The following is a 24,080-nucleotide window of genomic DNA, read 5'->3' on the forward strand; positions in this document are numbered from 1 at the left end:
GAGGGTCCGACCCGTCCGATGTCGTCAGGAACGAGCAGGTCCCCGCGCCGGTCGCGGCGCGGCACCGTGATCCTCATGCTCCTGCTTCTCGTCGGGGGCGGCGGCGCCTACGCGTGGCAGCGCAACCAGGCCGCCGCGCCGGCGCCGCGCGCCGCGCGGGCGCCCGCCCCGGTCCCGGTGCTCCTCGCGAGGGTGGAGCAGGGCCCCTTCAACGTGGTGCTCGGCGGGCTCGGCACCGTCCAGGCCTACAACACCGTCCAGGTGCGCAGCCGCGTGGACGGCGAGATCCAGAAGGTGGCGTTCCGGGAGGGGCAGGTCGTGCGCAAGGGCGACCTGCTCGTCCAGGTCGATCCGCGTCCCTTCCAGGCGACCCTGGACCAGGCGCGGGCGAAGAAGACCCAGGACGAGGCCAACCTGCGCAACGCCAGGGCGGACCTGGAGCGCTACACCAAGCTCGGCGAGTACGCCTCCCGCCAGCAGACCGAGACCCAGGGCGCGACGGTGGCCCAGCTCACCGCCCAGGTCGCCTCCGATCAGGCGGCGATCGACAACGCCGAGACCCAGCTCGGCTACGCCACGATCCGCGCCCCCCTGGACGGCGTCACGGGGTTCCGGCAGGTCGACGTCGGCAACATCGTCAACGCCTCGACCCAGACCGGCATTGTCACCATCACGCAGGTCGAGCCGATCTACGTCGTCTTCACGGCGCCCGAGGAGGAGCTGCAGCAGATCGCCGAGGCCCACGCGGCCGGCCCGGTGCCGGTCGAGGCGTGGTCCACCGACGGCCAGCGGAAGCTCTCGGACGGCACGCTGAGCGTGATCAACAACCAAGTCGACACGGCGACCGGCACGATCCGCCTGAAGGCGAGCTTCCCCAACCGGAACCACGCGCTCTGGCCGGGCCTTTCGGTCTCGACGCGCATGCGCATCGGGGTCGAGAAGGAGGCCGTGACCGTGCCGGAGGACGCCGTGCAGCACGGGCCGAAGGGCCTCTACGCCTTCGTGGTCGGCGAGGACGGCAAGGCGCGGGTGCAGCCGATCACGGCCGGGCATTCCAGCGAGGGCCGCACCGTCATCCGCCAGGGGCTCACCCCGGGGCAGAGCGTCGTCAAGGAGGGTCAGTCCCGCGTGCAGGACGGCGGCCCCGTGGCCGAGCGCCGGCCCACCGGGACGGCCCAGGCGCAGGCCCCCGCGACCGGAGCGCCCTGAACCATGAAGGGCGGCATCTCAGCCTATTTCATCCGCTATCCCGTCGCGACCTCACTGATCATGGCGGGGATCCTGTTCGTCGGGATCGTGGCCTACCCGCTGCTCGGCGTCGCGCCGCTGCCCCAGGTCGACTTCCCGACCATCCAGGTGACGGCGCAGTTGCCGGGCGCCAGCCCGGAGACCATGGCCTCCTCGGTGGCCCAGCCCCTGGAGCGCCAGTTCTCCCAGATCCCCGGCGTCAGCCAGATGACGTCGTCGAGTTCGCTCGGCGTCTCGTCGGTCTCGGTGCAGTTCGACCTGTCGCGCAACATCGACGCGGCGGCGAACGACATCCAGGCGGCGATCAACGCCGCGGGCGGGCAATTGCCCAAGAACCTGCCGAGCCCGCCGACCTACCGGAAGGTGAACCCGGCCGATTCGCCGATCCTGATCCTGTCGGCGACCTCCGACACGCTGCCGCTGATCGAGGTCGACGACGCCGTCGACGTGCAGTTCGCCCAGCGCATCAGCCAGATCTCGGGCGTCGCGCAGGTGCTGATCGGCGGCCAGCAGAAGCCGGCGGTGCGCATCCAGGTCGATCCGGCCAAGCTCGTCGCCAAGGACCTGTCGCTCGAGGACGTGCGCGCCCAGCTGTCGATCACCACGGTCAACAACCCGAAGGGCAATTTCGACGGGCCGACCCGCAGCTTCACGGTCTACGCCAACGACCAGCTGACCGAGGCGAAGGACTGGAACAACGTCATCATCGCCTACCGCAACGGGGCGCCGCTGCGGGTGCGCGACATCGGGCAGGCGGTGGCCGGCCCCGAGGACGCCAAGCAGGCGGCCTGGACCAACGGCCAGCGCGGCGTCTTCCTGGTGATCTTCAAGCAGCCCGGCGCCAACGTGATCGACACGGTCGACCGCATCAAGGCCGAGCTGCCGCGCCTGCGCGCCGCCCTGCCGGCCGCGATCAAGGTCGAGGTGCTGAGCGACCGCACGCAGACGATCCGCGCCGCGGTCGAGGACGTGCAATTCACCCTGCTCCTGACGATCGGCCTCGTCGTGGCGGTGATCTTCGTCTTCCTGCGCAGCCTGTGGGCGACGGTGATCCCGAGCATCACCGTGCCGCTGTCGCTGCTGGGCGCCTGCGCGCTGATGTGGATGGCCGGCTACACCCTCGACAACCTCTCGCTGATGGCGCTCACCATCTCGGTCGGCTTCGTGGTCGACGACGCCATCGTGGTGCTGGAGAACATCGCCCGCTACCTGGAGGAGGGGATGAAGCCCCGCGAGGCGGCCCTCAAGGGGGCGGGCGAGATCGGCTTCACGATCGTGTCGATCTCGGTCTCGCTCGTGGCGGTGCTGATCCCGCTCCTGCTGATGGGCGGCATCATCGGGCGGCTGTTCCGCGAATTCGCCGTCACCCTGTCGATGGCGATCGGCGTCTCGGCCTTCGTGTCGCTGTCGCTGACGCCGATGATGGCCTCGCGCTTCCTGCGGCCGCACGCGGAGGAGCGGCACGGCCGGCTCTACCGCTTCAGCGAGCGCGTCTTCGAGGGGATGGTGAGCGGCTACGCGGCCGCCCTCGACGTGGCCCTGCGCCACCGCTTCATCACCCTGCTCAGCTTCCTGGCGACGGTGGCGCTCACGGTCCACCTGTTCATGATCATCCCGAAGGGCTTCTTCCCGCAGCAGGATACGGGGCTCATCACCGGCATCACCGAGGCCGGGCAGGACATCTCCTTCCGGGCCATGCAGCGGCGCCAGGAGGAGGTCGGCCGGGTGATCCAGTCCGACCCGGACGTCGCGAGCATCGCCATGGCGATCGGCGGCAACGGGCAGTCGCTCAATACCGGGCGCATGTTCATCACGCTCAAGCCCCGCGACCACCGCACGGCGGACGCCTTCGAGATCATCCGGCGGCTGCGGCCGCAGCTCGACCGGCTGATGGGCGTGAAGGTGTTCCTGCAGGCCGCCCAGGACGTGCGGACCGGCGCGCGCGCCTCGCGCACGCAGTTCGAGTACACGCTGCAGGACCCTGACCTCGACGAATTGAACACGTGGTCGCCGCGGCTCCTGGAGAAGCTGAGGACGCTGCCGGAGCTGCGGGACGTCGCCACCGACCAGCAGACCAGCGGCACCACGCTGACCCTGCGGATCGACCGCGACGCGGCCTCCCGCTTCGGCATCACGCCGCAGCTGATCGACGACACGCTCTACGACGCGATCGGCCAGCGCCAGATCGCCCAGTACTTCACGCAGCTCAACAGCTACCACGTGGTCCTGGAGATCCTGCCGGCCCTGCAGGGCACGCCGGAGACGCTGCGCAGCATCTACGTGAAGTCGCCGACGACGGGCGGGCAGGTGCCGCTCGCGGCCTTCGCCTCCTGGTCCACCGACCCGGTCCGCCCGCTCTCGATCAGCCACCAGGGCCAGTTCCCGGCGGTGACGATCAGCTTCAACCTCGCGCCGAACGTGGCGCTGGGCCAGGCGACGGCGGCGATCGAGCAGGCGAGCCGCGACCTCGGGGTGCCGCCGACCGTGATGGGCGGCTTCCAGGGCACGGCCCAGGCCTTCCAGCAATCGCTCAGCACGGTGCCGCTGCTCATCGTGGCGGCCCTGATCGTGGTCTACCTGATCCTGGGCGTGCTCTACGAGAGCTACATCCACCCGCTCACGATCCTCTCGACGCTGCCCTCGGCGGGCGTGGGCGCGCTGGCGATGCTGCTCGGCTTCGGCTTCGACTTCAGCCTGATCGCCCTCATCGGCATCATCCTGCTGATCGGCATCGTGAAGAAGAACGGGATCATGATGGTCGACTTCGCCATCGCGGCGGAGCGGGCCGAGCACCTCTCCTCCGAGGAGGCGATCCGGCGGGCGGCGATCCTGCGCTTCCGCCCGATCCTGATGACCACGATGGCGGCCCTGCTCGGCGGCATCCCGCTGATGTTCGGCACCGGCACCGGCGCGGAGATCCGCCAGCCCCTCGGCTACGCCATGGTCGGCGGGCTCGCGGTGAGCCAGGTGCTGACCCTGTTCACGACGCCGGTGATCTACGTCTACCTCGACACGCTCGCGCAGTACCTGTCCGGATCGAGGCCGGACAGGCCCCAGGGCGGGGAGGGCGAGGCGGACCCTGCCGATCCCTACCGGCGCGAGCGGGAATTGCAGGCGGCGGAGTGAGGCGGTTCTCGATCGATGGGCGCGGCAGCGAGCCTGCGCGCGGCTATCCTCCGAACCGCCCCGCCAGCGCCGTGCTCAGCCGCTCGCCCTCCGCGATGAAGCGGGCGGAGGCCTCCTGGGCCGAGGGCGTGCAGATCCGGTAATTGACCGCGTAACCCCGATAGCCGCGATTGTAGGCGCCCGCGAGCCGGTCGCGGCGGCCGGGCGTGGTCCCCTCCGCCTCGAGGAGGGCCTTCATCCGGGCCGGCCACTCGGCCGCGTCCGCCTGCCCGCAGAGGTCGCGCAGGAAGCTCAGCGCCCCGATGATCTCGGACAGGCGCAGCAGGTCCTTGTCGTAGGGGGCCGGCGCTTCCGGCGGCGGGGGAGGCTCCTTCTCGGGCGGTTTGGCGGGCGCGGCGGGCTTCGCCCGCCCCTGCTGCGCGAGAACCGGGGCCGGCGCGAGCCCGAGCAGAGCCGCGAGCCCGAGGGCGAGCAGCCGCCTCACGGCGGGCCCTCCACCGCCGCCACCGCCTCGGCCAGGATCGCGAGCAGCCCGTCCGTGGTCGGCAGGGCGGCCGCCTCCGCCACCGTCACCCAGCGCACGTCGAGGGCCTCGTCGCCCGGGGCGGGCTCGTGGCGCAGCCAGCGCGCCGCGTGCGCCATGATCACGAAGTGGTGCAGCACGCGGCCGTCGCCGTCGCGCTCGATCACCTCGGTCGGCGACAGGCCGGCCACGATCTCCGCCTCGACCCCGACCTCCTCCCGCAACTCGCGCAGGGCCGTCTCGGCGAGGCGCTCGCCCGGCTCGACCAGCCCTCCGGGCAGCGAGTAGAGCCCGTGCAGGGGCGAGCCGCCCCGGGAGGCGACGAGCACCCGGCCCCCGCGCACCACCGCCACGGAGGCGGCGAGGTAGGGGCGGGCCGGGTAGCGCCGGCCCTGCGGGTCGCTCGCCGTCACGGACGCAGGTCGGCGACGCGGCCGTCCTCGAGCGCGACCAGGATGTGGAGGCCGCGCCCGCGGCCCAGCACCACCGGCGCGGCCCGCGCCGGGGAAGGCAGGGCGATGCGGGCGCGCTCGACGATGCCGCCCTTCAGGGAGAGCAGGGCGAGGGCGGAGCGGTCGCGGGTCGGCACCGCGAGCGCCGGCACGCCGTCGCCGTCGAGATCCGCCGCCGCGCCGGCCTCGGCATAGCCGGGCGCCTCGCCCGCCAGGACGGCGCCGCCGGGACCGATCCGCCAATGCTGCAGGCGGCCCTCGCCCGGCGCGCCCCGCACCAGCGCCAGGGTGACGCGGCCCGATCCCTCGAAATCGCCCGAAGCCGCGGGGCCCGGCACGCCGCCCTCGGCCGGGGTCTCGGCGGCGACGCCCCAGCTCTCGCCCTCGCGGGCGATCACCACGAGGCTCGCCTTGTCGGCCCGGACCTTGGCGGCGAGCAGGCAGAGCCGCCCGTCGAGGTCGACGGCCTGGACCGTCCCGCCGGCGAAGACCGCGTCCTCGCCCGCCGCCACCGTCGAGGTGGCGATCGGGACCGGCTTCGGGTCGGCGCTGCGGGCCACCGGCTGGCGCTCGCGCACCGTCACGGTCGCGGCGGCGGGGCGGCCGTCCGGGGCGCTGCGCGGATGGCTGAGGAAGGCCGAGACCGGGCCGGACAGGGCCCGCCGGGAGCCCGGCACCGCCCCCCGCGGCGTCTCGGAGGCGGAGAGACCCTCGGCAGCCCAGGCCGGGATCGGCGTCGCGGCGACGCCGCCCTCGTCGAGCGACACGATCGCGCCGCCCTCGGCGCCCCAGGCAACGGCGACGCCGCCCGGGCGGCCGCGCGGCATCAGCCCGGAGGTCTCGGCGGCGAGGGAGACCTCGCTGCCGGGGCCGCGGATCTCGGTCACCCGGAAGGGCAGGGGCAGGAGCGAGACGGCGGGCTCGGCCCGCGCGGCGGCGGTGAGGCCGGCCGCGAGACCGACCAGCAGGGCGAGCGCGAGCGCCGCCCGCTCAGACATGCTGGCCGCCGTTGATGTGCAGCTCCGCCCCGTTCACGTAGGACGAGGCCTCGGTGCACAGGAAGTAGATCGCCTTCGCCACCTCGTCGGGGGTGCCGAGCCGCCGCTGCGGAATCTGGGCCACGAGCTTGTCGGTGCCCGGCGACAGGATCGAGGTGTCGATCTCGCCCGGCGAGATCGCGTTCACGCGCACGCCGAGTGGCCCGAAATCCGACGCCATCTCGCGGGTCAGCCCGGCGAGCGCCGCCTTCGAGGTGGCGTAGGCCGCCCCCGCGAAGGGATGCACCCGCGAGCCGGCGATCGAGGTGACGTTCACGATCGAGCCCCGCGCCCGGGTGAGCTCGTTGCACAGGCCGCGGGCGAGCAGGATCGGCGCGAAGAAATTGACCTGGAACACCCGCTGCCAATCGTCGAACGGGGTCGCGATGGCGCCCATCCGCTCGCCGCCGGGGGCCTTGGGCGAGATGCCGGCATTGTTGACGAGGGCGTGCAGCAGGCCGCCCTCCTCCTCCAGGCGCCGCGCCACCTCCTCGACCCCCCGCACGGTGTCGGCGGGGTCGGCGAGGTCGACCTGGAGGTGGTCCTCCGGCCCCATCTCCCAGGGGCAGTTCTCCGGGAAGGGGTGGCGCGAGCAGGTGATCACCCGCCAGCCCGCCGCGGAGAACCGCTTGACGGTGGCGTGGCCGATGCCGCGGCTGGCGCCCGTGAGCAGCATCACGCGCCGGCGTTCGTTGCTGGACTGGGCCAAGGCTTGTCTCGAATCCGGTGCGGGGCGCGCCGCCCCTCGGCGGCGCGGGTCGTGCGTCAGGTCTAAGCCCGGGTCGGGCGGAAATCCAGCCTCGCGGTGCCGCAGCGCAGCATCACGGGAAGAGCCGGCTGCGCTCCCAGCCCTCGCCGGCCCGGGTGAAGCGGACGCGGTCGTGCAGCCGGAAGTCGCCGTTCTGCCAGAACTCGATCGTGACGGGCGTCACCCGGAAGCCGGTCCAGTGGGGCGGCCGGGGCACCTCGTCCTCGCCGAAGCGCGCGGCGGCCTCCGCCACGGCCCGCTCCAGGGCGCCCCGGCTCTCCAGGGGCTCGGATTGCCGGCTCGCCCAGGCGCCGATCCGGCTGTCGCGGGGCCGCGTGGCGAAGTAGGCGTCGGCCTCCGCATCCTCGACGCGCCCCACGGCGCCCCGCACCCGCACCTGCCGGCGCAGGCTCTTCCAGTGGAACAGCAGCGCCGCCTGCGGGTTCTCGGCGAGTTCGAGCCCCTTGGCGGAGCGGGAATTGGTGTAGAAGACGAAGCCCTGCGCGTCCAAGCCCTTCAGCAGGACGATGCGCGCATCCGGCAGCCCGTCGCGGCCGGCCGTGGCGAGCGTCATGGCGTTGGGATCCTCCGGCTCGGACCCCTGCGCCTGCTCGAACCACTCGGTGAACAGCGCCCAGGGATCCGTGCGCTCGGTGAAATCACCGTTCGTTAACGCGGCCACGGCATCGTCCCTTTCATGTGACATCGGATGCGAGGACAGGCCGGCGTCGCAGGCTCGCGTCGCGGCGCTGGGGCCGGTCCCGCGGTGGGTACAGGTGGTATGCGTCGTCACGTGTGTAAAGCGAATTCCCCAGCGACACGGCGCCCGGCGGCACGCCTCCTCCGCGCGGCGCTGACCGGCGGCCTGCTCGTCGCCGGGGCGGGTTGCAGCCAGCCGCTGCTCGTCTTCCAGGCCAAGCCGCAGGCCGAGGCGCCGGCGCCCGAGCCGACCAGCACCGGCAGCATCGGGCCGGTCGCGCCCCGCAGCTTCGGGGGCGACCTCACGGCCGAGGATTGGCGCCGCGCCAGGGCCGCCCTCGCGGTGGCCCTCGATCCCCAGGGCAACGGCCGGCCGGTGAAGTGGGACAACCCGGATTCCAAGATGCGCGGCATGGTCAACCCGACCGGCCTGCCCTACGTCGCGCAGGACGAGATCTGCCGCAACTTCCTGGCGACGGTGATCGCGCCCACCGGCAGCCGCTTCGTGCGCGGCACCGGCTGCCGGCCCTCGGGAGGCTCCTGGGAGCTCAAGAGCCTGAAGGCGACGCGCGCCCCGGCCTGACCGGGCGGGGCCCCGGCCCGAATGGCCGGCCCGGCGGTCCCGCCGCCCGCGGGGTCGCCAAGGCGTTGCAAACCGGCAACACATCTCCCACATTGGCGGCAGAGATCATCACGGAGCGCCACCGCCCGGGCTCCGCAACGGCACCGGATCCCCATGCGCAATCCCTACGACGTGCTCGGCGTCAGCCGCACCGCCGACGAGGCCGAGATCAAGAAGGCCTTCCGCAAGCTCGCGAAAACCTATCATCCCGACCGCAACAAGAACGACGCCAAGGCCAAGGACCGCTTCGCCGAGGTCAACCAGGCCTACGAGATCCTGGGCGACGCCAAGAAGCGGGCGGAGTTCGACCGCGGCGCCATCGACGCCGAGGGCAAGCCGCGCTTCCAGGGCTTCGAGGGTTTCACGGGCGGCGGCGGCGGGCCGCGGGGCGGCTTCTCGGGCTTCGACTTCGAGTCGATGGCGCGCGGGCGCGGCGGCGCGGGCGGCGCGGGCGGCTTCGGCGAGGACATCTTCTCGCACCTGTTCGGCGACGCCTTCCGCGGCGCGGCCGGGGCCGGCGCCCGGACCACGGCCCAGAAGGGCGACGACGTCGCGGCGGAACTCACCGTGACCCTCGACCAGGTCGCCAGCGAGGCGAAGCTGCGGCTGAGCCTGCCCACCGGCCGCGAGGTCGAGGTGGTGGTGCCCAAGGGCGTCACCGACGGGCAGGCGATCCGCCTGCGTGGCCTCGGCCATCCCGGCCGGGGCGGCGGCGAGGCGGGGGACGCGCTCCTCACCATCCGGTTCGCGGCGGATTCGCGCTTCCAGGTCGAGGGCGCGGACCTGCGCACCAGCGTCGAGGTGCCGCTGGAGGACGCCGTGCTGGGCGGGCCGGTGCGGATCCAGACCCTGACCGGCGCGGTCGAGATGAAGATCCCGGCCATGACCAGTTCCGGCCGCACCTTCCGCCTGCGCGGCAAGGGCCTGCCGAGGAAGGACGGCACGCGGGGCGACCTCCTCGCCAGCGTGGCGATCATCCTGCCCGAGGGCGCCGACGAGGCGCTCCTCGATTACGCCCGCAAGCGGCGCAGCGCCCGGGCGACGACGGGCTGAGCCGCGGGCCGGACCGGACCGGCCCCGGGCGGTGGACGCCTCACGCGGCCCGCCGTCCCGGCGGCGCCCGCCGCCCGAATTCCAGCGCGCCGTCCTCCACCGCGCCGAAGCGCAGGGCCGCGAGATCGAGCACGTAGTTCTGGTGCAGCCGCCACGGCTTGCGCGTGCCCTGCTTGGGCAGCAGCGCCAAGCCGCGCTGGATGTAGCCCGAGGTGAAGTCGATCACCGGCTCCTCGCCCTCCGCCGCGCCCCGGCGCGGCGCGCACCACTCGTCGCCCCGCGCCTCCATGCGGGCGATCAGCCGGCAGACGAAGCGGGCGGTGAGCTCGGATTTCAGCGTCCAGGACGCGTTGGTGTAGCCGATCGAGACCGCGAGGTTCGGCACCCCGCTCAGCATCATGCCCTTGTACAGGAAGGTCTCGCTGGCCACGACCGGCCGACCGTCGACGCTGAGCGTCATGCCGCCCAGCATCTTCAGCCGCAGCCCGGTCGCCGCCACGATGACGTCCGCCTCGATCTCCGTGCCCGAGCGCAGCCGCAGGCCCGTCTCCGTGAAGGTCTCGACGTGATCGGTCACCACCGAGGCCCGGCCTGAGCGGATCGCCTTGAACAGGTCGCCGTCCGGCACGAAGCAGAGCCGCTGATCCCAGGGCTTGTAGCGCGGCGTGAAATGCGTCGCGACGTCGTAGTCGGGGCCGAGCTGGGCCTGGACGCCCTTGCGCAGCAGGCCGGCGAGCTGCTCGGGCCGGCGGCGGGCGAACTGGAAGAGGACGATCGCGAGCGCGATGTTCTTCCAGCGCGCGAGGCCGTGGGCGAGGGCCGCGGGCAGCCGCTTCCTCATCCAGGTCGCGACCCGGTCCTCCGCCGGCAGCGACATCACGTAGGAGGGCGAGCGCTGCAGCATCGTCACGTGCGCGGCGGTGCGGGCGAGTTCGGGCACCAGGGTGACGGCGGTCGCGCCGCTGCCGATCACCACGACGCGCTTGCCCGCATGGTCGAGATCGGCCGGCCAATCCTGCGGATGCACCAGGCGCCCGCGGAAGCGGTCCATGCCCGGCCAGTCGGGCAGGTAGCCCCGGTCGTAATCGTAGTAGCCGGTGCAGAGGAACAGGAAACGGCAGCTGAAGCGGGCGGCCCGCCGCTGCGGCCCCGCCTCCGCCTCCACGGTCCAGCGCGCCTCCTCCGAGCGCCACGCCGCGCTCACGACCCGGTGGCCGAAGCGGATCTTCCGGTCGATGCCGGCGGCGGCGGCGGTCTCGCGCAGATAGGCCAGGATCGCCGCGCCCTCGGCGATCGAGCGCTCCTCCCGCCAGGGCCGGAACGAGTAGCCGAACGTGTAGAGGTCGGAATCCGAGCGCAGGCCGGGATAGCGGAACAGGTCCCAGGTCCCGCCGATCGCCTCGCGGCCCTCCAGGATCGCGTAGCGCGCCCCGGGCAGAAGCGTCTGCAGGTAGTGGCCGGCCGCGATGCCCGAGATGCCCGCACCGACGACCAGCACGTCGAGTGCCTCCGAGCCTCCTGCCTCGCGCGGGGCCGCGCCGAGGTCGGTCTGATCCATGCTCTCTCCTCCCGATCGGCTCCGAGGCCCTGCATGGGCCGAAACCGGCGCTCAGGTCCAGGGACCTTCGTGCCTCAGGTCCAGGGACCTTCGTGCCTCAGGTCGGGGTCGCCACGGGGCCCGCGGCATGGGATATCGGCCCGTCGAGCTGCGCGGGGAAGGCGCCCATGATCGAGGTCCGCAAGATCGTCGTCACCGTCGAGGAGGTGCGCCACGACGGCGGCCCGATCCTCGCCGCGCCCGTGCTGAAGGGCGCCCTCGCCTGCGTGGTCCGCAATCCCTTCGCGGGGCGCTACGAGCCCGAGATCACCCCGATGATGGAGGCGCTGAAGCCGCTCGGGCTCGAATGCGCCGACAAGCTGCTGCGGGCCCTCGGGGGCGATCCGGGCCGGATCGAGGCCTACGGCAAGGGCTCGCTGGTCGGCGCGGCGGGGGAGCTGGAGCACGGCGCCCTCTGGCACGTTCCGGGCGGCTACGCCATGCGCGAGCGCCTCGGGCAGGCCCTCGCCATCGTGCCCTCGATGACCAAGGTCGGGCCGATGGGGGCGATCCTCGACGTGCCGATCCACCACAAGGACGCGGCCTATGTCCGCTCGCATTTCGACGGGATCACCGTCTGCGTCGCCGACGCGCCGCGGGCCGACGAGATCCTGTTCGCCCTCGCCATGACGACCGGCGGGCGGCCGCACGCGCGCGTGGGCGGCCTCGCCAAGGGGGACATCTCCCAGTGGAACGGCCTGCGCTGAGCCCTCAGGCGAAGATCCGCCCCAGCGCGGCGGCATCGAGGATCCGGTAGGCGCCGGGCGCGAGGTCCTCGGGCAGGGTCAGCCCCCCGACCCGGTCCCGGTGCAGGGCCGTGACGTGGTTGCCGAGCGCCGCGAACATCCGGCGCACCTGGTGGTAGCGCCCCTCGGTGAGGACGACGCGCGCCTGCCGCGGCCCCTGGGCCGTGAAGCCGACCGGCAGCAGGGGCGCCTCCTCGCCCTCCAGCATCAGGGTGCCCGAGACGAGGATCGCGCCCTCGTCGCCGCGCAGGGGCCGGTCCAGCTCCACCCTGTACTGCTTCTCGATCTTCGCCTTGGGCGAGATGATGCGGTGGAGGAGCGCCCCGTCATCCGTGACGAGGAGCAGGCCGGAGGTGTCCTTGTCGAGGCGGCCCACCGTGGAGAGGGCCGGCTCCCGGCGGCGCCAGCGCTCCGGCAGCAGCCCGTAGACGAGCGGTCCGGCCTCCTTGTGCGAGCAGGTGACGCCGGTCGGCTTGTGCAGCATCAGGGCGAGCGGGGCAGGGGGGTCGAGGGGCTCGCCCGAGACGGTGAGCCGCGCGGGCAGGTCCGCCGTCGCGGCGATCCGCCCGTCCGCCTCGCGCAGGGCCTCGCCGTCGAGGCGGATGCGTCCGGCCCGGGCCAGCGCCTGGATCTCCCGCCGGGAGCCGTAGCCGAGATTGGCGAGGAGCCTGTCGAGGCGGATGGTGGGGGTGCGGCTCATCGGATCGCCTCGTAGACCTTGTAGCCGTGGCCGCTCGCGCGCGCCGTGACCGTCCGGAACGCCTCGGCCAGCACGGCCTCGTAGGGCAGGTGAAGGTTGGCGGTCAGCCAGAGCGCGCCGCCGGGGCGCAGCACCTCCGCGGCGCGGCGGATGAAGGCCTGGCCGAGCCCCTGGTCCTCGCTCCCCTTCAGGTGGAAGGGCGGGTTCGTCACCACGAAGTCGAGCCGCCCGGGCAGGGCGTCGGCGCGGCGCGCATCCGCCCAGGCGACGTGCGCGCGCGGATCCTCGACGTTGCGGCGCGCGGCCGCCACCGCCCGGCGGTCGATGTCCGCGAGGGTCAGCGCCGTCACCGCGGGCGAGGCCAGCACCGCCCGGGCGATCACGCCGAGGCCGCAGCCGAGATCGGCGCCGCGTCCCTTGAGCGGCGGCAGGGTGTCGAGCAGGAGCGCCGTCCCGGGATCGATCCGGTTCCAGCTGAAGATGCCGGGCTGCGTCCACAGCCCGAGGTCCGGGAGGTAGCGCGGGGCGCCCTCCGCGAGCGCGGCCTCGATCCCGACCGGCGCCGCCGGCCGCTCCGCCCGGCAGATCCGGTGATGGCGCTTGGCGGTCTCGGCGACGGCGCAGCCGAAGCCGGCCATCTCCCGCCCGAGTCGCGACCCGCCGCGGTCCTTCGGCGCCAGCGCGGTGAGGCGGCCGGAGGGGCGCAGCACCCGCAACCCCTGCGCGAGTACCGCCCGCCGCTCCGCGGTGCCCGGCGGCGCCAGGATCACCACCTCGTCGAGCGTGTCCGCGGCGAAGTCCTCCAGCGCCGCGGCGCCCGGGACCAGCGGGGAGACTTGGCGTGCGCCCTCGCAGGTCGGAACCAGGTCCGGCGGCGGGGCTCCGTACACGGCGCGGGTGACGGCAGGTCGCGTCGAGGGGGTAGTCTCATCCATGTCCGGTCCCATCCGGACGAAGGTCCGGGCCCGGCTGCGATAGAACGGGCGGCACCCCGACCGCAACGTGATCTGCGCCGATGCAACCCGCAGGTGCTATAACGCAGGGTTAATGTCTGATAACATATGTGAACGGGTCACGCTGTCTCGGACCCTCGGACGGCCCCGATGCGCTTCCCGCTGCCTCTCGCCGGCGCTTTCACAGGTCTCGCCGTGGTGGCGGCGCTCGCGCTCCTGCAGCTCCTGGAGCACAATCGCCTGCTGGAGGTCGGCCTCAAGGAGCTGGAGATCGCCGGGCCGGCGGCGCTGGCCGCGACCCTCGCCGCCCTCGCCTGCGCGGCCGCCGCGGCGATCGGCCGGCTGACGTGCCAGAACCGGGCCTTGGCCGCGACCGCGCGCGAGCTCGAGCGGGATCTGGCGGCCCGGTCCTGGGAGGAGGCCCGGGGCCGGAGCATCCTGGCGGCCCTGCTGCGCGCGAGCGGGGAGGGCGTCGCGCTCCTGGACGGGGAGCTTCGCCTGACCTTCGTGAGCGCTCGCTGGGCCGGCCTCGTCGGCTGCGGCCCGCCGCGGGCGGTCTCGGGCCGCCGCGTCGAGGAGGTGTTGCCGGAGGCGGTCCGCGCGGCCTGCCTGGCGCTGCTCGAGGATCTGCGGGAGGGACGGGCGGGCGAGGCGATCCTGCCCTGCCCGCGCGAGGCCGCGGACTCGCGCGAGGCTCGGCCGGCGCGCATCGGCCTCGCGCTGCTTTCCCTGCCCGACGGCCCGCAGCCCGAGCGCTACGTCATCCTCTGCCGGCCGCTCGGCCCCGGGGAGCGGGCCGCCCCGGCGCCGCGCCCGGAGGCCGACTTCCTCGCCATGATGGGCCACGAGCTCCGCACGCCCCTCAACGTCGTGCAGGGCTACGTGGACCTCCTCGGCGCGCAATCCGGTCTGACGGCGACGCAGCGCCGCTACGTCGAGGCCGCCGGCGCCGCCACCGCCAGCCTCTGCACCATCGTCGACGACGTCGTCGACCTCGCCCGGATCGAGGGCGGCCTGGTTCAGCTCGACCCGCGCGGCTTTGCCCTGCACGCCCTGACCGCGGAACTGCGCATGCTGCTGCGCCACGCCGGCGGGGCCGAGATCGAGGTCGAGATCGATCCCGCCGTCGCGCCGCGGCGTCGCGGGGATCCGGACCGCCTGCGCCAAGTGCTGCTGTACCTGCTCGGCGGCCCGCCGGCCGAGCGTATCCGCGTGGTGATCCGCAACGGATCCGCGCCGGGCGCGGTCCGATTCTCGCTGACCGGGCCGGGCACGCGGGGCTGGGCCGGCCGGATCCGGGACTTCGAGCGGCTCCTCCCGCCCGCGAGCGGAACGCGGCTGGGCGGCAGGAATCTGCGCGTCTCGATCGCGGGCCGCCTGATCGCCCTCATGCAGGGGAGGACCGGCACCGCGTCGGACCGTGACGAGGAGGTCTTCTGGCTCGAATTCGATCTCCCGCCCGAGCTTCCTGCCGCGGCGCGGGCCCCGGGTCCTCCGGAGAGATCCGCGCGCGCCGCACCTGCCCGGCTCCTCCTCGCGGAGGACGTGGCGATCAACCGCGAACTCGGGCGCGTGCTCCTGGAGCGGGGCGGCTACCACGTGGACGTGGTCGGGGACGGAGACGCCGCCCTGGCCGCCGCCACGACGGGCCGCTACGACCTCGTCCTCCTGGACATGCGCCTGCCCGGCACCGACGGGTTCGCGGTGGTCCGGGAGATCCGCGCCCTCGCGGCGCCGCACTGCGCCGTGCCGGTCGTCGCGCTGAGCGCCGACGTCACGCCCGAGCAGGTGGCGCGCTGCCGCGCCGCCGGCATGGACGAGTGCCTCGGCAAGCCCTTCTCCCGGGCCGACCTCTACGCCGTGATCGAGCGGCTGCTCTCCGCGCGGGTGCCCGTCCCGGCCTCCGGGTGAGGCCGGGGTCTCAGACGCTGTCGGGACGATCACGTCCGGACAGCGTCTGAGAAGCCCGCGCGGCGCTTGAGCGAAGCCGAAATCCGCATTGCGCCGCAATCCGTCGGATCACGAGCCCGCGCGGCGCTTGAGCGAAGCCGAAATCCGCATTGCGACGCAATCCGTCGGATTTCGGATCACGCCCCCCGGCCGTCCAGGGCGGCGGGGCGACGCGGTCGCGACCGGCGCGCTTGGCCGCGTAGAGGGCCGCGTCGGCCCCTCGCACGCGCTCCTCGACGGAGACGGCCCCGGCATGCCCGGCCGCGACCCCGAGGCTCACTGTCACCACCTCCGAGCGGCCGCCGCCCGCGTGCGGGATCGCCAGCGCCACGAATGCCGCCCGGAGGCGCTCGGCCGCGGCGAGCGAGGCAGGCGGCTCGATTGCATCCGGTGCCCGCGGCCCGCAGGATGGCCCGGATGGCGACCCACGACGTCCTCAACCAGAGCACGCCTTTCGCGGACGTGAACCTGATCGCCGCCGACGCGCCCCTGCGGGGCGCCCTGCGGGCGAACGGGGTCGATCCCGACGAGCCCGGGCTGGCCGCCTTCGGGGCGGAGTGGGGCGCGGCGGAGCGCCTCGAGGGCGGCCGCCTCGCCAACGAGAATCCGCCGCGGCTGCGCACCCACGACGCGAGCGGCCGCCGCGCCGACCGGGTGGAGTTCCACCCCGCCTATCACGCCCTGATGCGGGCGAGCGTGGGGGCGGGCCTGCACGCCTCGCTCTGGGACGGCGCGGCGCCGGCCCTGCCGTTCGGCCGGGGCCACGTGGCGCGGGCCGCCCGCCTCTACGCCGTCGCGGGTGTCGAGAGCGGCCATCTCTGCCCCATGACCATGACCAGCGCCGCGGTGGCGGCCCTCGCCGCCGCGCCCGACCACCTCGCCGCGTGGTGGCCGCGCCTCACCTCCCGCCGCTACGATCCGGAGTTCCGGCCGTGGTTCGAGAAGGCGGGCGTCACCCTCGGCATGGGGATGACGGAGAAGCAGGGCGGCACGGACGTGCGCGCCAACACCACGGCGGCGCGGCCCGCGGGCGACGACGTCTACCACCTCACCGGGCACAAGTGGTTCTTCTCGGCCCCGATGTGCGACGCCTTCCTGGTCCTGGCGCAGGCTCCCGACGGGCTCTCCTGCTTCCTGGTGCCCCGGCACCGGCCCGACAGGAGCGTCAACGCCCTGCGGCTGCAGCGCCTGAAGGACAAGCTCGGCAACCGCTCGAACGCCTCCGCGGAGGTCGAGTTCGAGGAGGCCTTCGGCTGGCGCCTCGGCGAGGAGGGGCGGGGGCTGCGCACCATCCTGGCGATGGTGCAGCTCACGCGGCTCGACTGCGCGGTGGCCTCGGCCGGGCTCGGCCGCATGGCCCTCGCGCTTGCGCTCCACCACGCCCGCCACCGCAGCGCGTTCGGGCGGCCCCTCGCCGACCAGCCCGCCATGCGGGCGGTGCTGGCGGATCTCGCCCTCGCCGTCGAGGCGCAGGTCGCCCTCGTGATGCGGCTCTCCGCCAGTTTCGACCGGGGCGAGGCGGTCCGCGCCCGTCTGCTCACCCCCGCCGCGAAGTACGCGGTCTGCAAGGCGGCGCCCGGCCTCGTCGCCGAGGCGATGGAGTGCCTCGGCGGCAACGGCTACGTGGAGGAGAATCCGCTCCCCCGCCTCTACCGCGAGGCGCCGGTCAACGCGATCTGGGAGGGGTCGGGCAACGTCATGGCCCTCGACGTGCTGCGCGCGGCCTCCCGCGCGCCCGAGGAGGCGCGGGCCGTCCTCGCCGCGCTCGCGGCGGAGGCGCGGGACCTGCCGGGCGCCGCCCGGGCCGCCCGCGACGTGGCGGAGGGCCTCGCGGCGCCGGACGCGCCGGCGCGGGCGCGCTTCGTCACCGGGCGCCTCGCCGCCCTCGCGGCGGCGGCGGCCCTGGCGACCTCAGCGCCCCCCGCCCTCGCCGAGGCCTATGCGCGCACGCGCCTCGCCGGGGAGCATGCCCTCTTCGGCAGCGCGGATCTCGGGCGGGAGGCGGACCTCCTGCTCGCCCGCGCCCTCCCGTGAGGCGGCGGGCGCCGGCCCGTCGGTGAACAGCACCCGGTGCATGATCCGCCCCGGCAGCAGGGTGAACAGGCCCGTCACCACCAATCCCCCGGCGAAGAGCGAGGTCATGGTCAGGCGATGGGCCGCGATGCGGCCCCGGCGGGCATGCGCCACCGCGGCGACGAGGGAGGCCAGCGTCGCCGCGGAGAGTCCGTGGATCCAGCCGAACGGCCCGAACTGCCGCACCTGCCAGATCCCGAACGAGCTGAGCGCGACGAGCGCCATCAACCCGACCCAGACCCATCCGAGCCCGCGATGACGGGCACCGCCCCTCGGCAGGACGAGCTGCGCCGCGCCGAGCCCGAGGGCGGCGAGGGCGGCCGCGGCGTGGATCTGGATCAGCGGCGAGGCGGTGAGCAGGGGGTGCAGCGTCATGGCGGGCCCGGGCTGGACCGCCGCGCGGGGCCGTGGCCGCCCGGGGCGCCGGCCCTATGATGGCGCCGTCACCATCCGGGGAGGATGTTGTCATTGTCAACATCGCGGCGGGGCGGGGCGGCGCCCTATCACCACGGCGACCTGCGCCGGGCCCTGCTGGCGGCGGCGCGGGCGCTCCTTGAGGCGGGCGGTCCGGAGGCGGTGACGCTTCGCGAGGCGGCCCGGACGGCGTACGTGTCGCACAACGCGCCCTATCGCCACTTCGCGAGTCGGGACGCGCTGCTGGCCGCGCTGGCGGCCGAAGGGTTCGTCGCCCTGGCTGAGCGGCTGCGCGACGCCCGGGCGCGCGCCGCCTCCGAGCCACTCCCGGCGCTGGGCCGCGCCTATCTGGGCTTCGCCGAGAAGGAGCGGGCGCGGTTCCGCCTGATGTTCGGCGGCTCCCTGGAGCGCGCCGCGCATCCCGCCCTCGCGGCCGGGGCGGCGGAGGCGTTCGGGGTGCTGCGCGATTCGGTGGCGTCGGGCACCCCGCCGGAGCGGGTCGGCCCCGCGGCGATCCACGCCTGGGGCTTGGTGCACGGCCTCGCGACGCTGGTGGCGGACGGCCAGATCGGCCGGGAGGAGGCGGATGCGGCGCTCGGGCGGGGCGCGGGGCCGGGCTGAGGCCGAGGATCTCCCTCGACGGCGGCGCGGGCTCGCCTAGAGCAGCACCCGATCACGTTGCAATCGGGTGCTGCTCTCGATCTTTGATCTTGCCGCATTTTCTGCGACGAACCGGCATCCACTTCGTCGGAAAATGCTCTAGATCGGCCGCATGCTGCCGCGATTGCTCCTCTGCGCCCTCCTCGCCGCCCTGGCCTGCCTCGTCGAGGCGCGGGCGCAGGCCCCCGTCCGCAACGTCCTGCCCGGAACCTGCGAGACGCTGGTGCTCGGTGGGCGGGATGCCAGCGCCACCTGCGCGAACGAGCTCGTCAACGGCGTCGAGGGCCGCCGCACGATCTTCGAGTTCCGGTCGAGCGACGGGAACGCGGTCGCCTTCAGCGGCACGGGCGCGCCGCAGGAGCGGCAGGAGGAATTCGGAGTCGACGCGACCCAGCCGGTGAGCGTGCTGATCCTGACGAGCAAGGGACCGGACGGCGCGGTCCTGCGCGACACGCTGATGACGGTCGGCTCCTGCCGCTTCCCTCCGGCGGAGCCCGGCACCTCGCGGGTGGTCTGCGCCGCCGACACGCAGCGCGGGCGCTTCGAGGGCGTCTTCGTCACCAGGGCCGGCGCGAAGCCGTGACGGCGGCGCGGCCGGCCGGCCTCAGGCCGCCGACCCCGCCCGTGCCACCGCGCGCTTGACGACCTGCTGCACCTCGGGATTCGACAGGAACAGGTCGTGGTTGATGAGGCCGCCGCCGTAATCCGAGGCGTCGGCCACCCGCACGCCGAGGGCTTCGAGCCGCGCCCGGTCCACCGCGCCCGCCCGCGGCACGCCGCCCGCGAGGCTGCCCGAGACCGCGAGCGCCCGGTCGTGCGTGGAGGAGATCACCGTGATCCTGGCCGCGTCCGGGCCGAGCCGCTCGACGCCCTTGGTGAAGAGGTCGATGTCGATGTCGGGCGCGGCCAGGACCACGGCGCCGATCCGGCCAATCGCGGCCTCGCCGGCATCGGCGCGCAGCATGCGCAGCGTCTCCAGGGTGATGAGCGTGCCCATGGAATGCGCCACCACGTGGACGCGCCCGCCCCCGAGCGGGCCGCTCAGCGCGCGCAGCAGGTCCTCCAGCGCGTCCCGCGACCACAGCGCGCTCTCGCGGTCGTAGCCGTAATCGAGGGTCGAGCCGGCCGAGGGCCAGGTGAACAGGCCCGAGACCCCGCGGAAGCGGATGCCGTCCGACAGCCGCGCCGCGCTGATCGCGGCGGATTCGAAGGATTCCCGGTAGCCGTGCACGTAGAGCAGCACGTCCCGGCCCAGCGTGGCATCCGCGAAGGCCGTGGCGGCGTTCGGCCCGGTCTCGATGCGCGGGGCGGAGGCGATCGACCAGTCGCCGCTCACCGCGGCCGCGACCTTGCCGACCAGCGACCGGTCCGGTCCCGACAGGCGCAGCTCCGCGAAGGCGAGGCCGGCCCCGCGCTCCTCGGTGAAGTAGGGCGGCGCCTTCGGGTCGGCGGCGGGGCGCCGGGTCGTCGCGACGAGGAGGACCGGGCTGACCCCGAGGGCCGATTGCCGCTCCGGCACCGGTCCCGCCCCGGTGACGAGACCCTCGGCGAGGCAGCCGCCGAGGGCGGGCGCAGCGAGCGCGGCGGCGCCGAGCCGCAGCAGGCCGCGCCGGGTCGGCCGCGGGGATAGGATCGGGACGTCAGGCACGTTCGGGTCTCCGCGGCCGCGCTCTCGGGATAGGCGTGATGGCGGGTGATTCTGACCGCGGCGGGGCGAAGCGCGGTGCCGGAGCATCATTCGCCCGACCGATCGCCGGCTCGCCGCCGCGAAGGACGCGCGGCCGGGCCGGATTCCCGCGCCGGGCGGCTCCGCCAAAGGCGGCCCTCGACGGGGCGGCGGCGAGCCGGCAGAAAGACCCGATGACGCGCGTGCCGGCTCCCGACCTCGACCAACTCCTCAAGGGCAACCGGGCCGCGCTCGCCCGGGCCATCACGCTCGCCGAATCGAAGCGCGCGGATCACCGCGCCGCCGCCCGCGACCTCCTCGACGCGGCCCTGCCCCATACCGGCCGGGCCGTGCGGGTCGGCATCACCGGCGTGCCGGGGGTCGGCAAGTCCACCACCATCGACGCGCTCGGCGCCAACCTCACGGCGCAGGGCCACCGGGTCGCGGTGCTCGCGGTCGACCCGAGTTCGACCCGCACCGGCGGCTCGATCCTCGGCGACAAGACCCGCATGGCGCGGCTCGCGGTCGATCCGAACGCCTATATCCGGCCCTCGCCCTCGTCCGGGACGCTCGGGGGCGTCGCCGCCAAGACCCGCGAGACGATGCTGCTCTGCGAGGCGGCGGGCTTCGACGTGATCCTGGTCGAGACGGTCGGGGTCGGCCAGTCGGAGACGGCGGTGGCCGACCTCACCGACTTCTTCCTGGTGCTGATGCTGCCGGGGGCGGGCGACGAGCTGCAGGGCATCAAGAAGGGCATCCTCGAACTCGCCGACATGATCGCGGTCAACAAGGCGGACGGCGAGGAGGGGATGCGCCGGGCCAGGGCCGCGGCGGCGGAGTACCGGGCGGCGCTCCACATCCTGACGCCCGCGAGCGCCACCTGGACGCCCCCCGTGGTGACGATCTCCGGGCTCGCCAATCAGGGCCTCGACGGGCTCTGGGCCGCGATCCTCGACCACCGCGCCAAGATGACGGCCTCCGGCGAACTCGCGGCGCGGCGGCGGGCGCAGGACGTGAAGTGGATGTGGGCGATGGTGCACGAGCGCCTGCACCAGCGCCTCGTCGGCAGCGCGGAGGTGCGGGCGCGGACGGCCGAGGCCGAGCGGGCCGTGGCGGCGGGGGAGCGCTCGGCCGCCGCGGGGGCGGACCTCATCGCCGCGATGATCGGCTTGTGAGCCGGCGCTCGGGCGGGCCGGCGCCCGGCCTCGCCCACCGCGCTCCGACGCCGCGAAGGCCGGCCCGCCCATGGCCACGGCGCCGCGCGCGCCTATCTGCCTTCGGCACCCGTGGGGAGTATCTCTCCCACGGCAGGCGGGAGGGTTTCGGCCGCATGACGACCACGTTCTTCCTCGTGCGGCACGCCGCGCACGGCCATCTCGACCGCACGCTGTGCGGGCGAATGCCGGGCATCCGCCTGGGCGAGGAGGGGCGGGCGCAGGCGCGGGCCCTGGCGCTGCGGCTCACGCCGGAGCGGCTCGACGCCGTCTATGCCAGCCCGCTCGAACGCGCCCAGGAGACCGCCGCGCCGATCGCCGCGGCGGCGGGCCTCGGCGTGGACACGCTGCCGGGGCTGAACGAGATCGATTTCGGCGAGTGGTCCGGCCGCAGCTTCGAGGACTTGCACGGCGATCCGCGCTGGACCTACTGGAACACCGCCCGGCACGTCACCCGGCCCCCCGGCGGCGAGACGGTCCTGGAGGCGCAGGCCCGGGCCGTCGGCACCCTGGAGGCGCTGCGCGCGCGCCACGGCGAGGCGCGCCTCGCCCTCGTCAGCCACGCCGACGTCATCAAGCTCGTCCTCGCCTACGCGCTCGGCCTCGCCCCGGACGCGATGGGACGGTTCGAGGTCAGTCCCGCCTCGGTCAGCGCCGTCATCCTGGGGGAATGGGGCGCCAAGGTCGAGCGCATCAACGAGAGGGTTGCGGCATGAGCCGGCTCGACGACCTGCGCGACCGGGCCGCGTCGCTCGGCCCCTGGTTCCACAACATCGAGATCGCGCCGGGCCTGTTCACGGCGCCCGACCACTTCCTCGGCGACTACCCGACCGTGAAGTGGCGCGGCTTCGCGCACGCGATCCCCGCCGACCTCACCGGCAAGAGCGTGCTCGACATCGGCTGCAATGGCGGCTTCTACGCGATCGAGATGAAGCGCCGGGGCGCCGCCCGCGTGCTCGGCCTCGACGAGGATCCCGACTACCTCGCCCAGGCCCGCTTCGCCGCCGAGGCCCTCGGGGCGGAGATCGAGTTCCGCGAGGGCTCCGTCTACGACGTGGCGGCGCTCGGCGAGCGCTTCGACCTCGTCCTGTTCATGGGCGTGCTCTACCACCTGCGCCACCCGCTCCTCGCCCTCGACCTGATCCACGCCCACGCGGCGGCGGACATGCTGGTGTTCCAGTCGATGCAGCGCGGCGCCAGGACCGTGGCGGAGGTCGCGCCGGACTACGACTTCTTCGAGATGGAGCATTTCGACCGGCCGGACTACCCGAAGCTGCACTTCATCGAGCGCTCCTACGCGGGCGACCCGACCAACTGGTGGGCGCCCAACCGCGCCTGCACGGAGGCGATGCTGCGCGCGGCCGGCTTCGCCATCGAGAGCCATCCGGAGGAGGAGGTCTATGTCTGCCGCCGGGTGGAGGCGCCCCCCTTCGCGGGGCCGGTCTACCCGGCGCGGCCGGGGCGGTAGCGCCTGGAGCATGTGCCGACGAAGCGGATGCCGCCGCGTCGGACCATGCGGCGCCATCAACGGCCGAGAGCAGCGTCCGATCGCACCCTGATCGGGCGCTGCCCTAGAGCCCGCCCGCCTCGATCACGAACCGGGCGACGGCCTCGACGCCGTCGCCCCGGCGCAGGCTGGTGAAGACGTAGGGGCGCCCGCCGCGCATGCGCTGCGTGTCGGCCTCCATCACCGCGAGGTCGGCGCCGACCAGGGGCGCGAGGTCGGTCTTGTTGATGACGAGGAGGTCCGAGCGCGTGATGCCGGGACCGCCCTTGCGCGGGATCTTCTCGCCGCCCGCCACGTCGATGACGTAGAGCGTCAGGTCGGCGAGTTCGGGCGAGAACGTCGCCGCGAGGTTGTCGCCGCCCGACTCGATCAGGATGAGGTCGAGGGAGGGGAAGCGGCGGCGCATCTCGGCCACCGCCGCGAGGTTGATCGAGGCGTCCTCGCGGATCGCCGTGTGCGGGCAGCCGCCGGTCTCGACGCCCATGATCCGCTCCTCGGGGAGCGCGCCCGCCACGGTGAGCAGCCGCGCATCCTCCTTGGTGTAGATGTCGTTGGTGATGGCGCAGAGGTCGAAGCGGCCGCGCAGGGCCTTGCAGAGACCCTCCATCAGGGCCGTCTTGCCCGACCCGACCGGGCCGCCGATGCCGACCCGCAGGGGGCCGTGGTGAGGTGTCGTCATGCTGCCGCGCCGGAGGATGTCCGCGAGTGTCGGGTCGAGGGGCCGGGAGGCCGGCGCCGCCCGCACCCTGCCATCGCGGCGCGCGCCCGGCAACGCGGCGGACCGGCCGGCATCAGGGAGGGGATCCGGCCCGCCGCCGCTCCTCGGCGCAGAGGGCGGCGATGTCCGCCTCCTCCACCTCGGCGAGCGGACGGGGGATGCGCAGGGCGCGGCTGGGCTCGCCCTCCCGCATGACCAGCACGATCGTCTCCACGTCCGGGCAGCCCGGATCCGCGCAGGCGAGTTCCGTGACGCTGAGCGCGTCCCGCGGGCCGAGACCGAGGCCGGGCGCGAGCAGCGCCTTGAGGGCGGCGCTCCGGGCCGCGTGGGCGGCCGCCCGCGCCCGCCACTCCTTCAGGGAGGTCAGCCCCATG

24 protein-coding genes and 1 pseudogene are annotated in these 24,080 nt (G+C 74.1%); 12 read left to right on the plus strand and 13 right to left on the minus strand.

Annotated features, from left to right (window positions below; genetic code table 11):
- The first annotated feature begins 75 nt into the window (after window positions 1-75).
- Window positions 76-1,209 (plus strand): efflux RND transporter periplasmic adaptor subunit, encoded by a 1,134-nt coding sequence (locus M446_RS09915; RefSeq protein ID WP_012331966.1) that lies wholly within the window; start codon window positions 76-78, stop codon window positions 1,207-1,209.
- Window positions 1,210-1,212: 3 nt separating this feature from the next.
- Window positions 1,213-4,374, plus strand: a complete 3,162-nt coding sequence (locus M446_RS09920) for a multidrug efflux RND transporter permease subunit (protein WP_012331967.1) — start codon at window positions 1,213-1,215, stop codon at window positions 4,372-4,374.
- A 43-nt stretch (window positions 4,375-4,417) separates the two neighbouring features.
- On the opposite strand, the gene M446_RS09925 is transcribed toward M446_RS09920, so the two are convergent.
- The 5 genes from M446_RS09925 to pdxH form a co-directional block, all read right to left on the minus strand.
- Complete coding sequence (locus M446_RS09925; RefSeq protein ID WP_012331968.1) at window positions 4,418-4,858, minus strand: TIGR02301 family protein; 441 nt, start codon at window positions 4,856-4,858, stop codon at window positions 4,418-4,420.
- Window positions 4,855-5,310: an NUDIX hydrolase gene (locus M446_RS09930; RefSeq protein WP_012331969.1), complete on the minus strand. Its 456-nt coding sequence runs from the start codon at window positions 5,308-5,310 to the stop codon at window positions 4,855-4,857. The genes M446_RS09925 and M446_RS09930 overlap by 4 nt, the downstream gene beginning before the upstream one ends.
- Window positions 5,307-6,347 carry a hypothetical protein gene (locus tag M446_RS09935; RefSeq protein ID WP_012331970.1) on the minus strand — a complete coding sequence of 347 codons (1,041 nt, stop codon included), beginning with the start codon at window positions 6,345-6,347 and terminating at the stop codon, window positions 5,307-5,309. Before M446_RS09935 ends, M446_RS09930 begins: the two co-directional genes overlap by 4 nt.
- Window positions 6,340-7,062, minus strand: coding sequence for an SDR family NAD(P)-dependent oxidoreductase (locus M446_RS09940; protein WP_043701057.1), 723 nt, complete (start codon window positions 7,060-7,062; stop codon window positions 6,340-6,342). The genes M446_RS09935 and M446_RS09940 overlap by 8 nt, the downstream gene beginning before the upstream one ends.
- A 145-nt stretch (window positions 7,063-7,207) precedes the next feature.
- Window positions 7,208-7,840, minus strand: a complete 633-nt coding sequence (gene pdxH, locus M446_RS09945; RefSeq protein ID WP_012331971.1) for a pyridoxamine 5'-phosphate oxidase — start codon at window positions 7,838-7,840, stop codon at window positions 7,208-7,210.
- 75 nt (window positions 7,841-7,915) lie between these two features.
- Here pdxH and M446_RS09950 point away from each other — a divergent pair, with 75 nt between their 5' ends.
- Together M446_RS09950 and M446_RS09955 are read left to right on the plus strand one after the other, a co-directional pair.
- Window positions 7,916-8,416 (plus strand): RT0821/Lpp0805 family surface protein, encoded by a 501-nt coding sequence (locus M446_RS09950; RefSeq protein WP_043701060.1) that lies wholly within the window; start codon window positions 7,916-7,918, stop codon window positions 8,414-8,416.
- 153 nt (window positions 8,417-8,569) lie between these two features.
- Window positions 8,570-9,508, plus strand: coding sequence for a DnaJ C-terminal domain-containing protein (locus M446_RS09955; protein ID WP_012331973.1), 939 nt, complete (start codon window positions 8,570-8,572; stop codon window positions 9,506-9,508).
- Window positions 9,509-9,548: 40 nt separating this feature from the next.
- Here M446_RS09955 and M446_RS09960 read toward each other — a convergent pair whose 3' ends face one another.
- Window positions 9,549-11,066, minus strand: a complete 1,518-nt coding sequence (locus M446_RS09960) for a flavin-containing monooxygenase (RefSeq protein ID WP_012331974.1) — start codon at window positions 11,064-11,066, stop codon at window positions 9,549-9,551.
- 167 nt (window positions 11,067-11,233) lie between these two features.
- Here M446_RS09960 and M446_RS09965 point away from each other — a divergent pair, with 167 nt between their 5' ends.
- Complete coding sequence (locus M446_RS09965) at window positions 11,234-11,812, plus strand: amino acid synthesis family protein (RefSeq protein ID WP_012331975.1); 579 nt, start codon at window positions 11,234-11,236, stop codon at window positions 11,810-11,812.
- A gap of 4 nt (window positions 11,813-11,816) precedes the next feature.
- Here the strand turns inward: M446_RS09965 and M446_RS09970 are convergent, their stop codons facing one another.
- On the minus strand, window positions 11,817-12,551 hold the full coding sequence (locus M446_RS09970) for a pseudouridine synthase (RefSeq protein WP_012331976.1): 735 nt from the start codon (window positions 12,549-12,551) through the stop codon (window positions 11,817-11,819).
- Window positions 12,548-13,486, minus strand: a complete 939-nt coding sequence (locus tag M446_RS09975) for a class I SAM-dependent methyltransferase (RefSeq protein ID WP_012331977.1) — start codon at window positions 13,484-13,486, stop codon at window positions 12,548-12,550. The genes M446_RS09970 and M446_RS09975 overlap by 4 nt, the downstream gene beginning before the upstream one ends.
- Window positions 13,487-13,654: 168 nt before the next feature.
- Here M446_RS09975 and M446_RS34165 point away from each other — a divergent pair, with 168 nt between their 5' ends.
- A complete protein-coding gene (locus M446_RS34165) occupies window positions 13,655-15,415 on the plus strand; it encodes a response regulator (protein ID WP_012331978.1) in 1,761 nt (586 codons plus the stop codon).
- Between the two features lie 10 nt (window positions 15,416-15,425).
- Here M446_RS34165 and M446_RS38100 read toward each other — a convergent pair whose 3' ends face one another.
- Window positions 15,426-15,836: a diguanylate cyclase domain-containing protein gene (locus M446_RS38100; RefSeq protein WP_083784658.1), complete on the minus strand. Its 411-nt coding sequence runs from the start codon at window positions 15,834-15,836 to the stop codon at window positions 15,426-15,428.
- 35 nt (window positions 15,837-15,871) lie between these two features.
- On the opposite strand from M446_RS38100, the gene M446_RS09985 reads away from it, so the two are divergent.
- Complete coding sequence (locus tag M446_RS09985; protein ID WP_012331980.1) at window positions 15,872-17,488, plus strand: isovaleryl-CoA dehydrogenase; 1,617 nt, start codon at window positions 15,872-15,874, stop codon at window positions 17,486-17,488.
- 93 nt (window positions 17,489-17,581) lie between these two features.
- Here the strand turns inward: M446_RS09985 and M446_RS38845 are convergent.
- Window positions 17,582-17,902, minus strand: a pseudogene (locus M446_RS38845) (DUF2306 domain-containing protein); the annotation flags it as partial.
- 93 nt (window positions 17,903-17,995) lie between these two features.
- On the opposite strand from M446_RS38845, the gene M446_RS09995 reads away from it, so the two are divergent.
- Window positions 17,996-18,562 carry a TetR-like C-terminal domain-containing protein gene (locus M446_RS09995; protein WP_012331982.1) on the plus strand — a complete coding sequence of 189 codons (567 nt, stop codon included), beginning with the start codon at window positions 17,996-17,998 and terminating at the stop codon, window positions 18,560-18,562.
- A gap of 151 nt (window positions 18,563-18,713) precedes the next feature.
- Entirely contained in the window at window positions 18,714-19,184 is a 471-nt protein-coding gene (locus M446_RS10000; protein WP_012331983.1) for a hypothetical protein, read from the plus strand.
- 21 nt (window positions 19,185-19,205) lie between these two features.
- On the opposite strand, the gene M446_RS10005 is transcribed toward M446_RS10000, so the two are convergent.
- Window positions 19,206-20,249, minus strand: coding sequence for an alpha/beta hydrolase (locus M446_RS10005; protein WP_012331984.1), 1,044 nt, complete (start codon window positions 20,247-20,249; stop codon window positions 19,206-19,208).
- Window positions 20,250-20,461: 212 nt separating this feature from the next.
- Here M446_RS10005 and meaB point away from each other — a divergent pair, with 212 nt between their 5' ends.
- The 3 genes from meaB (at window position 20,462) to M446_RS10020 (ending at window position 22,949) form a co-directional block, all read left to right on the plus strand.
- The gene (gene meaB, locus M446_RS10010) at window positions 20,462-21,442 is read left to right on the plus strand and encodes a methylmalonyl Co-A mutase-associated GTPase MeaB (RefSeq protein WP_012331985.1); all 981 of its coding nucleotides are present in this window, start codon (window positions 20,462-20,464) and stop codon (window positions 21,440-21,442) included.
- A gap of 155 nt (window positions 21,443-21,597) precedes the next feature.
- Window positions 21,598-22,197 carry a histidine phosphatase family protein gene (locus tag M446_RS10015; protein WP_012331986.1) on the plus strand — a complete coding sequence of 200 codons (600 nt, stop codon included), beginning with the start codon at window positions 21,598-21,600 and terminating at the stop codon, window positions 22,195-22,197.
- Window positions 22,194-22,949, plus strand: coding sequence for a TIGR04290 family methyltransferase (locus tag M446_RS10020; protein WP_012331987.1), 756 nt, complete (start codon window positions 22,194-22,196; stop codon window positions 22,947-22,949). Before M446_RS10015 ends, M446_RS10020 begins: the two co-directional genes overlap by 4 nt.
- Window positions 22,950-23,052: 103 nt before the next feature.
- On the opposite strand, the gene ureG is transcribed toward M446_RS10020, so the two are convergent.
- Both ureG and M446_RS10030 read right to left on the minus strand, forming a co-directional pair.
- Entirely contained in the window at window positions 23,053-23,667 is a 615-nt protein-coding gene (gene ureG, locus M446_RS10025; RefSeq protein ID WP_012331988.1) for an urease accessory protein UreG, read from the minus strand.
- A gap of 112 nt (window positions 23,668-23,779) precedes the next feature.
- Window positions 23,780-24,079 carry a hypothetical protein gene (locus M446_RS10030; RefSeq protein ID WP_012331989.1) on the minus strand — a complete coding sequence of 100 codons (300 nt, stop codon included), beginning with the start codon at window positions 24,077-24,079 and terminating at the stop codon, window positions 23,780-23,782.
- Between the last annotated feature and the right edge of the window lies 1 nt (window position 24,080).

It is taken from the genome of Methylobacterium sp. 4-46, assembly GCF_000019365.1.
Classification (GTDB): Bacteria; Pseudomonadota; Alphaproteobacteria; order Rhizobiales; family Beijerinckiaceae; genus Methylobacterium.

What these genes read in the sequence shown, in the direction of transcription:
- M446_RS09915 (WP_012331966.1), top strand. Translation starts at nt 76, where the DNA reads ATGCTCCTGCTTCTCGTCGGGGGCGGCGGCGCCTACGCGTGGCAGCGC.
- M446_RS09920 (WP_012331967.1), top strand. Translation starts at nt 1,213, where the DNA reads ATGAAGGGCGGCATCTCAGCCTATTTCATCCGCTATCCCGTCGCGACC.
- M446_RS09935 (WP_012331970.1), bottom strand. Translation starts at nt 6,347, where the DNA reads ATGTCTGAGCGGGCGGCGCTCGCGCTCGCCCTGCTGGTCGGTCTCGCG.
- M446_RS09940 (WP_043701057.1), bottom strand. Translation starts at nt 7,062, where the DNA reads ATGCTGCTCACGGGCGCCAGCCGCGGCATCGGCCACGCCACCGTCAAG.
- pdxH (WP_012331971.1), bottom strand. Translation starts at nt 7,840, where the DNA reads ATGTCACATGAAAGGGACGATGCCGTGGCCGCGTTAACGAACGGTGAT.
- M446_RS09950 (WP_043701060.1), top strand. Translation starts at nt 7,916, where the DNA reads ATGCGTCGTCACGTGTGTAAAGCGAATTCCCCAGCGACACGGCGCCCG.
- M446_RS09955 (WP_012331973.1), top strand. Translation starts at nt 8,570, where the DNA reads ATGCGCAATCCCTACGACGTGCTCGGCGTCAGCCGCACCGCCGACGAG.
- M446_RS09960 (WP_012331974.1), bottom strand. Translation starts at nt 11,066, where the DNA reads ATGGATCAGACCGACCTCGGCGCGGCCCCGCGCGAGGCAGGAGGCTCG.
- M446_RS09965 (WP_012331975.1), top strand. Translation starts at nt 11,234, where the DNA reads ATGATCGAGGTCCGCAAGATCGTCGTCACCGTCGAGGAGGTGCGCCAC.
- M446_RS09970 (WP_012331976.1), bottom strand. Translation starts at nt 12,551, where the DNA reads ATGAGCCGCACCCCCACCATCCGCCTCGACAGGCTCCTCGCCAATCTC.
- M446_RS09975 (WP_012331977.1), bottom strand. Translation starts at nt 13,486, where the DNA reads ATGGATGAGACTACCCCCTCGACGCGACCTGCCGTCACCCGCGCCGTG.
- M446_RS34165 (WP_012331978.1), top strand. Translation starts at nt 13,655, where the DNA reads ATGCGCTTCCCGCTGCCTCTCGCCGGCGCTTTCACAGGTCTCGCCGTG.
- M446_RS09985 (WP_012331980.1), top strand. Translation starts at nt 15,872, where the DNA reads ATGGCGACCCACGACGTCCTCAACCAGAGCACGCCTTTCGCGGACGTG.
- M446_RS10000 (WP_012331983.1), top strand. Translation starts at nt 18,714, where the DNA reads ATGCTGCCGCGATTGCTCCTCTGCGCCCTCCTCGCCGCCCTGGCCTGC.
- meaB (WP_012331985.1), top strand. Translation starts at nt 20,462, where the DNA reads ATGACGCGCGTGCCGGCTCCCGACCTCGACCAACTCCTCAAGGGCAAC.
- M446_RS10015 (WP_012331986.1), top strand. Translation starts at nt 21,598, where the DNA reads ATGACGACCACGTTCTTCCTCGTGCGGCACGCCGCGCACGGCCATCTC.
- M446_RS10020 (WP_012331987.1), top strand. Translation starts at nt 22,194, where the DNA reads ATGAGCCGGCTCGACGACCTGCGCGACCGGGCCGCGTCGCTCGGCCCC.
- ureG (WP_012331988.1), bottom strand. Translation starts at nt 23,667, where the DNA reads ATGACGACACCTCACCACGGCCCCCTGCGGGTCGGCATCGGCGGCCCG.
- M446_RS10030 (WP_012331989.1), bottom strand. Translation starts at nt 24,079, where the DNA reads ATGGGGCTGACCTCCCTGAAGGAGTGGCGGGCGCGGGCGGCCGCCCAC.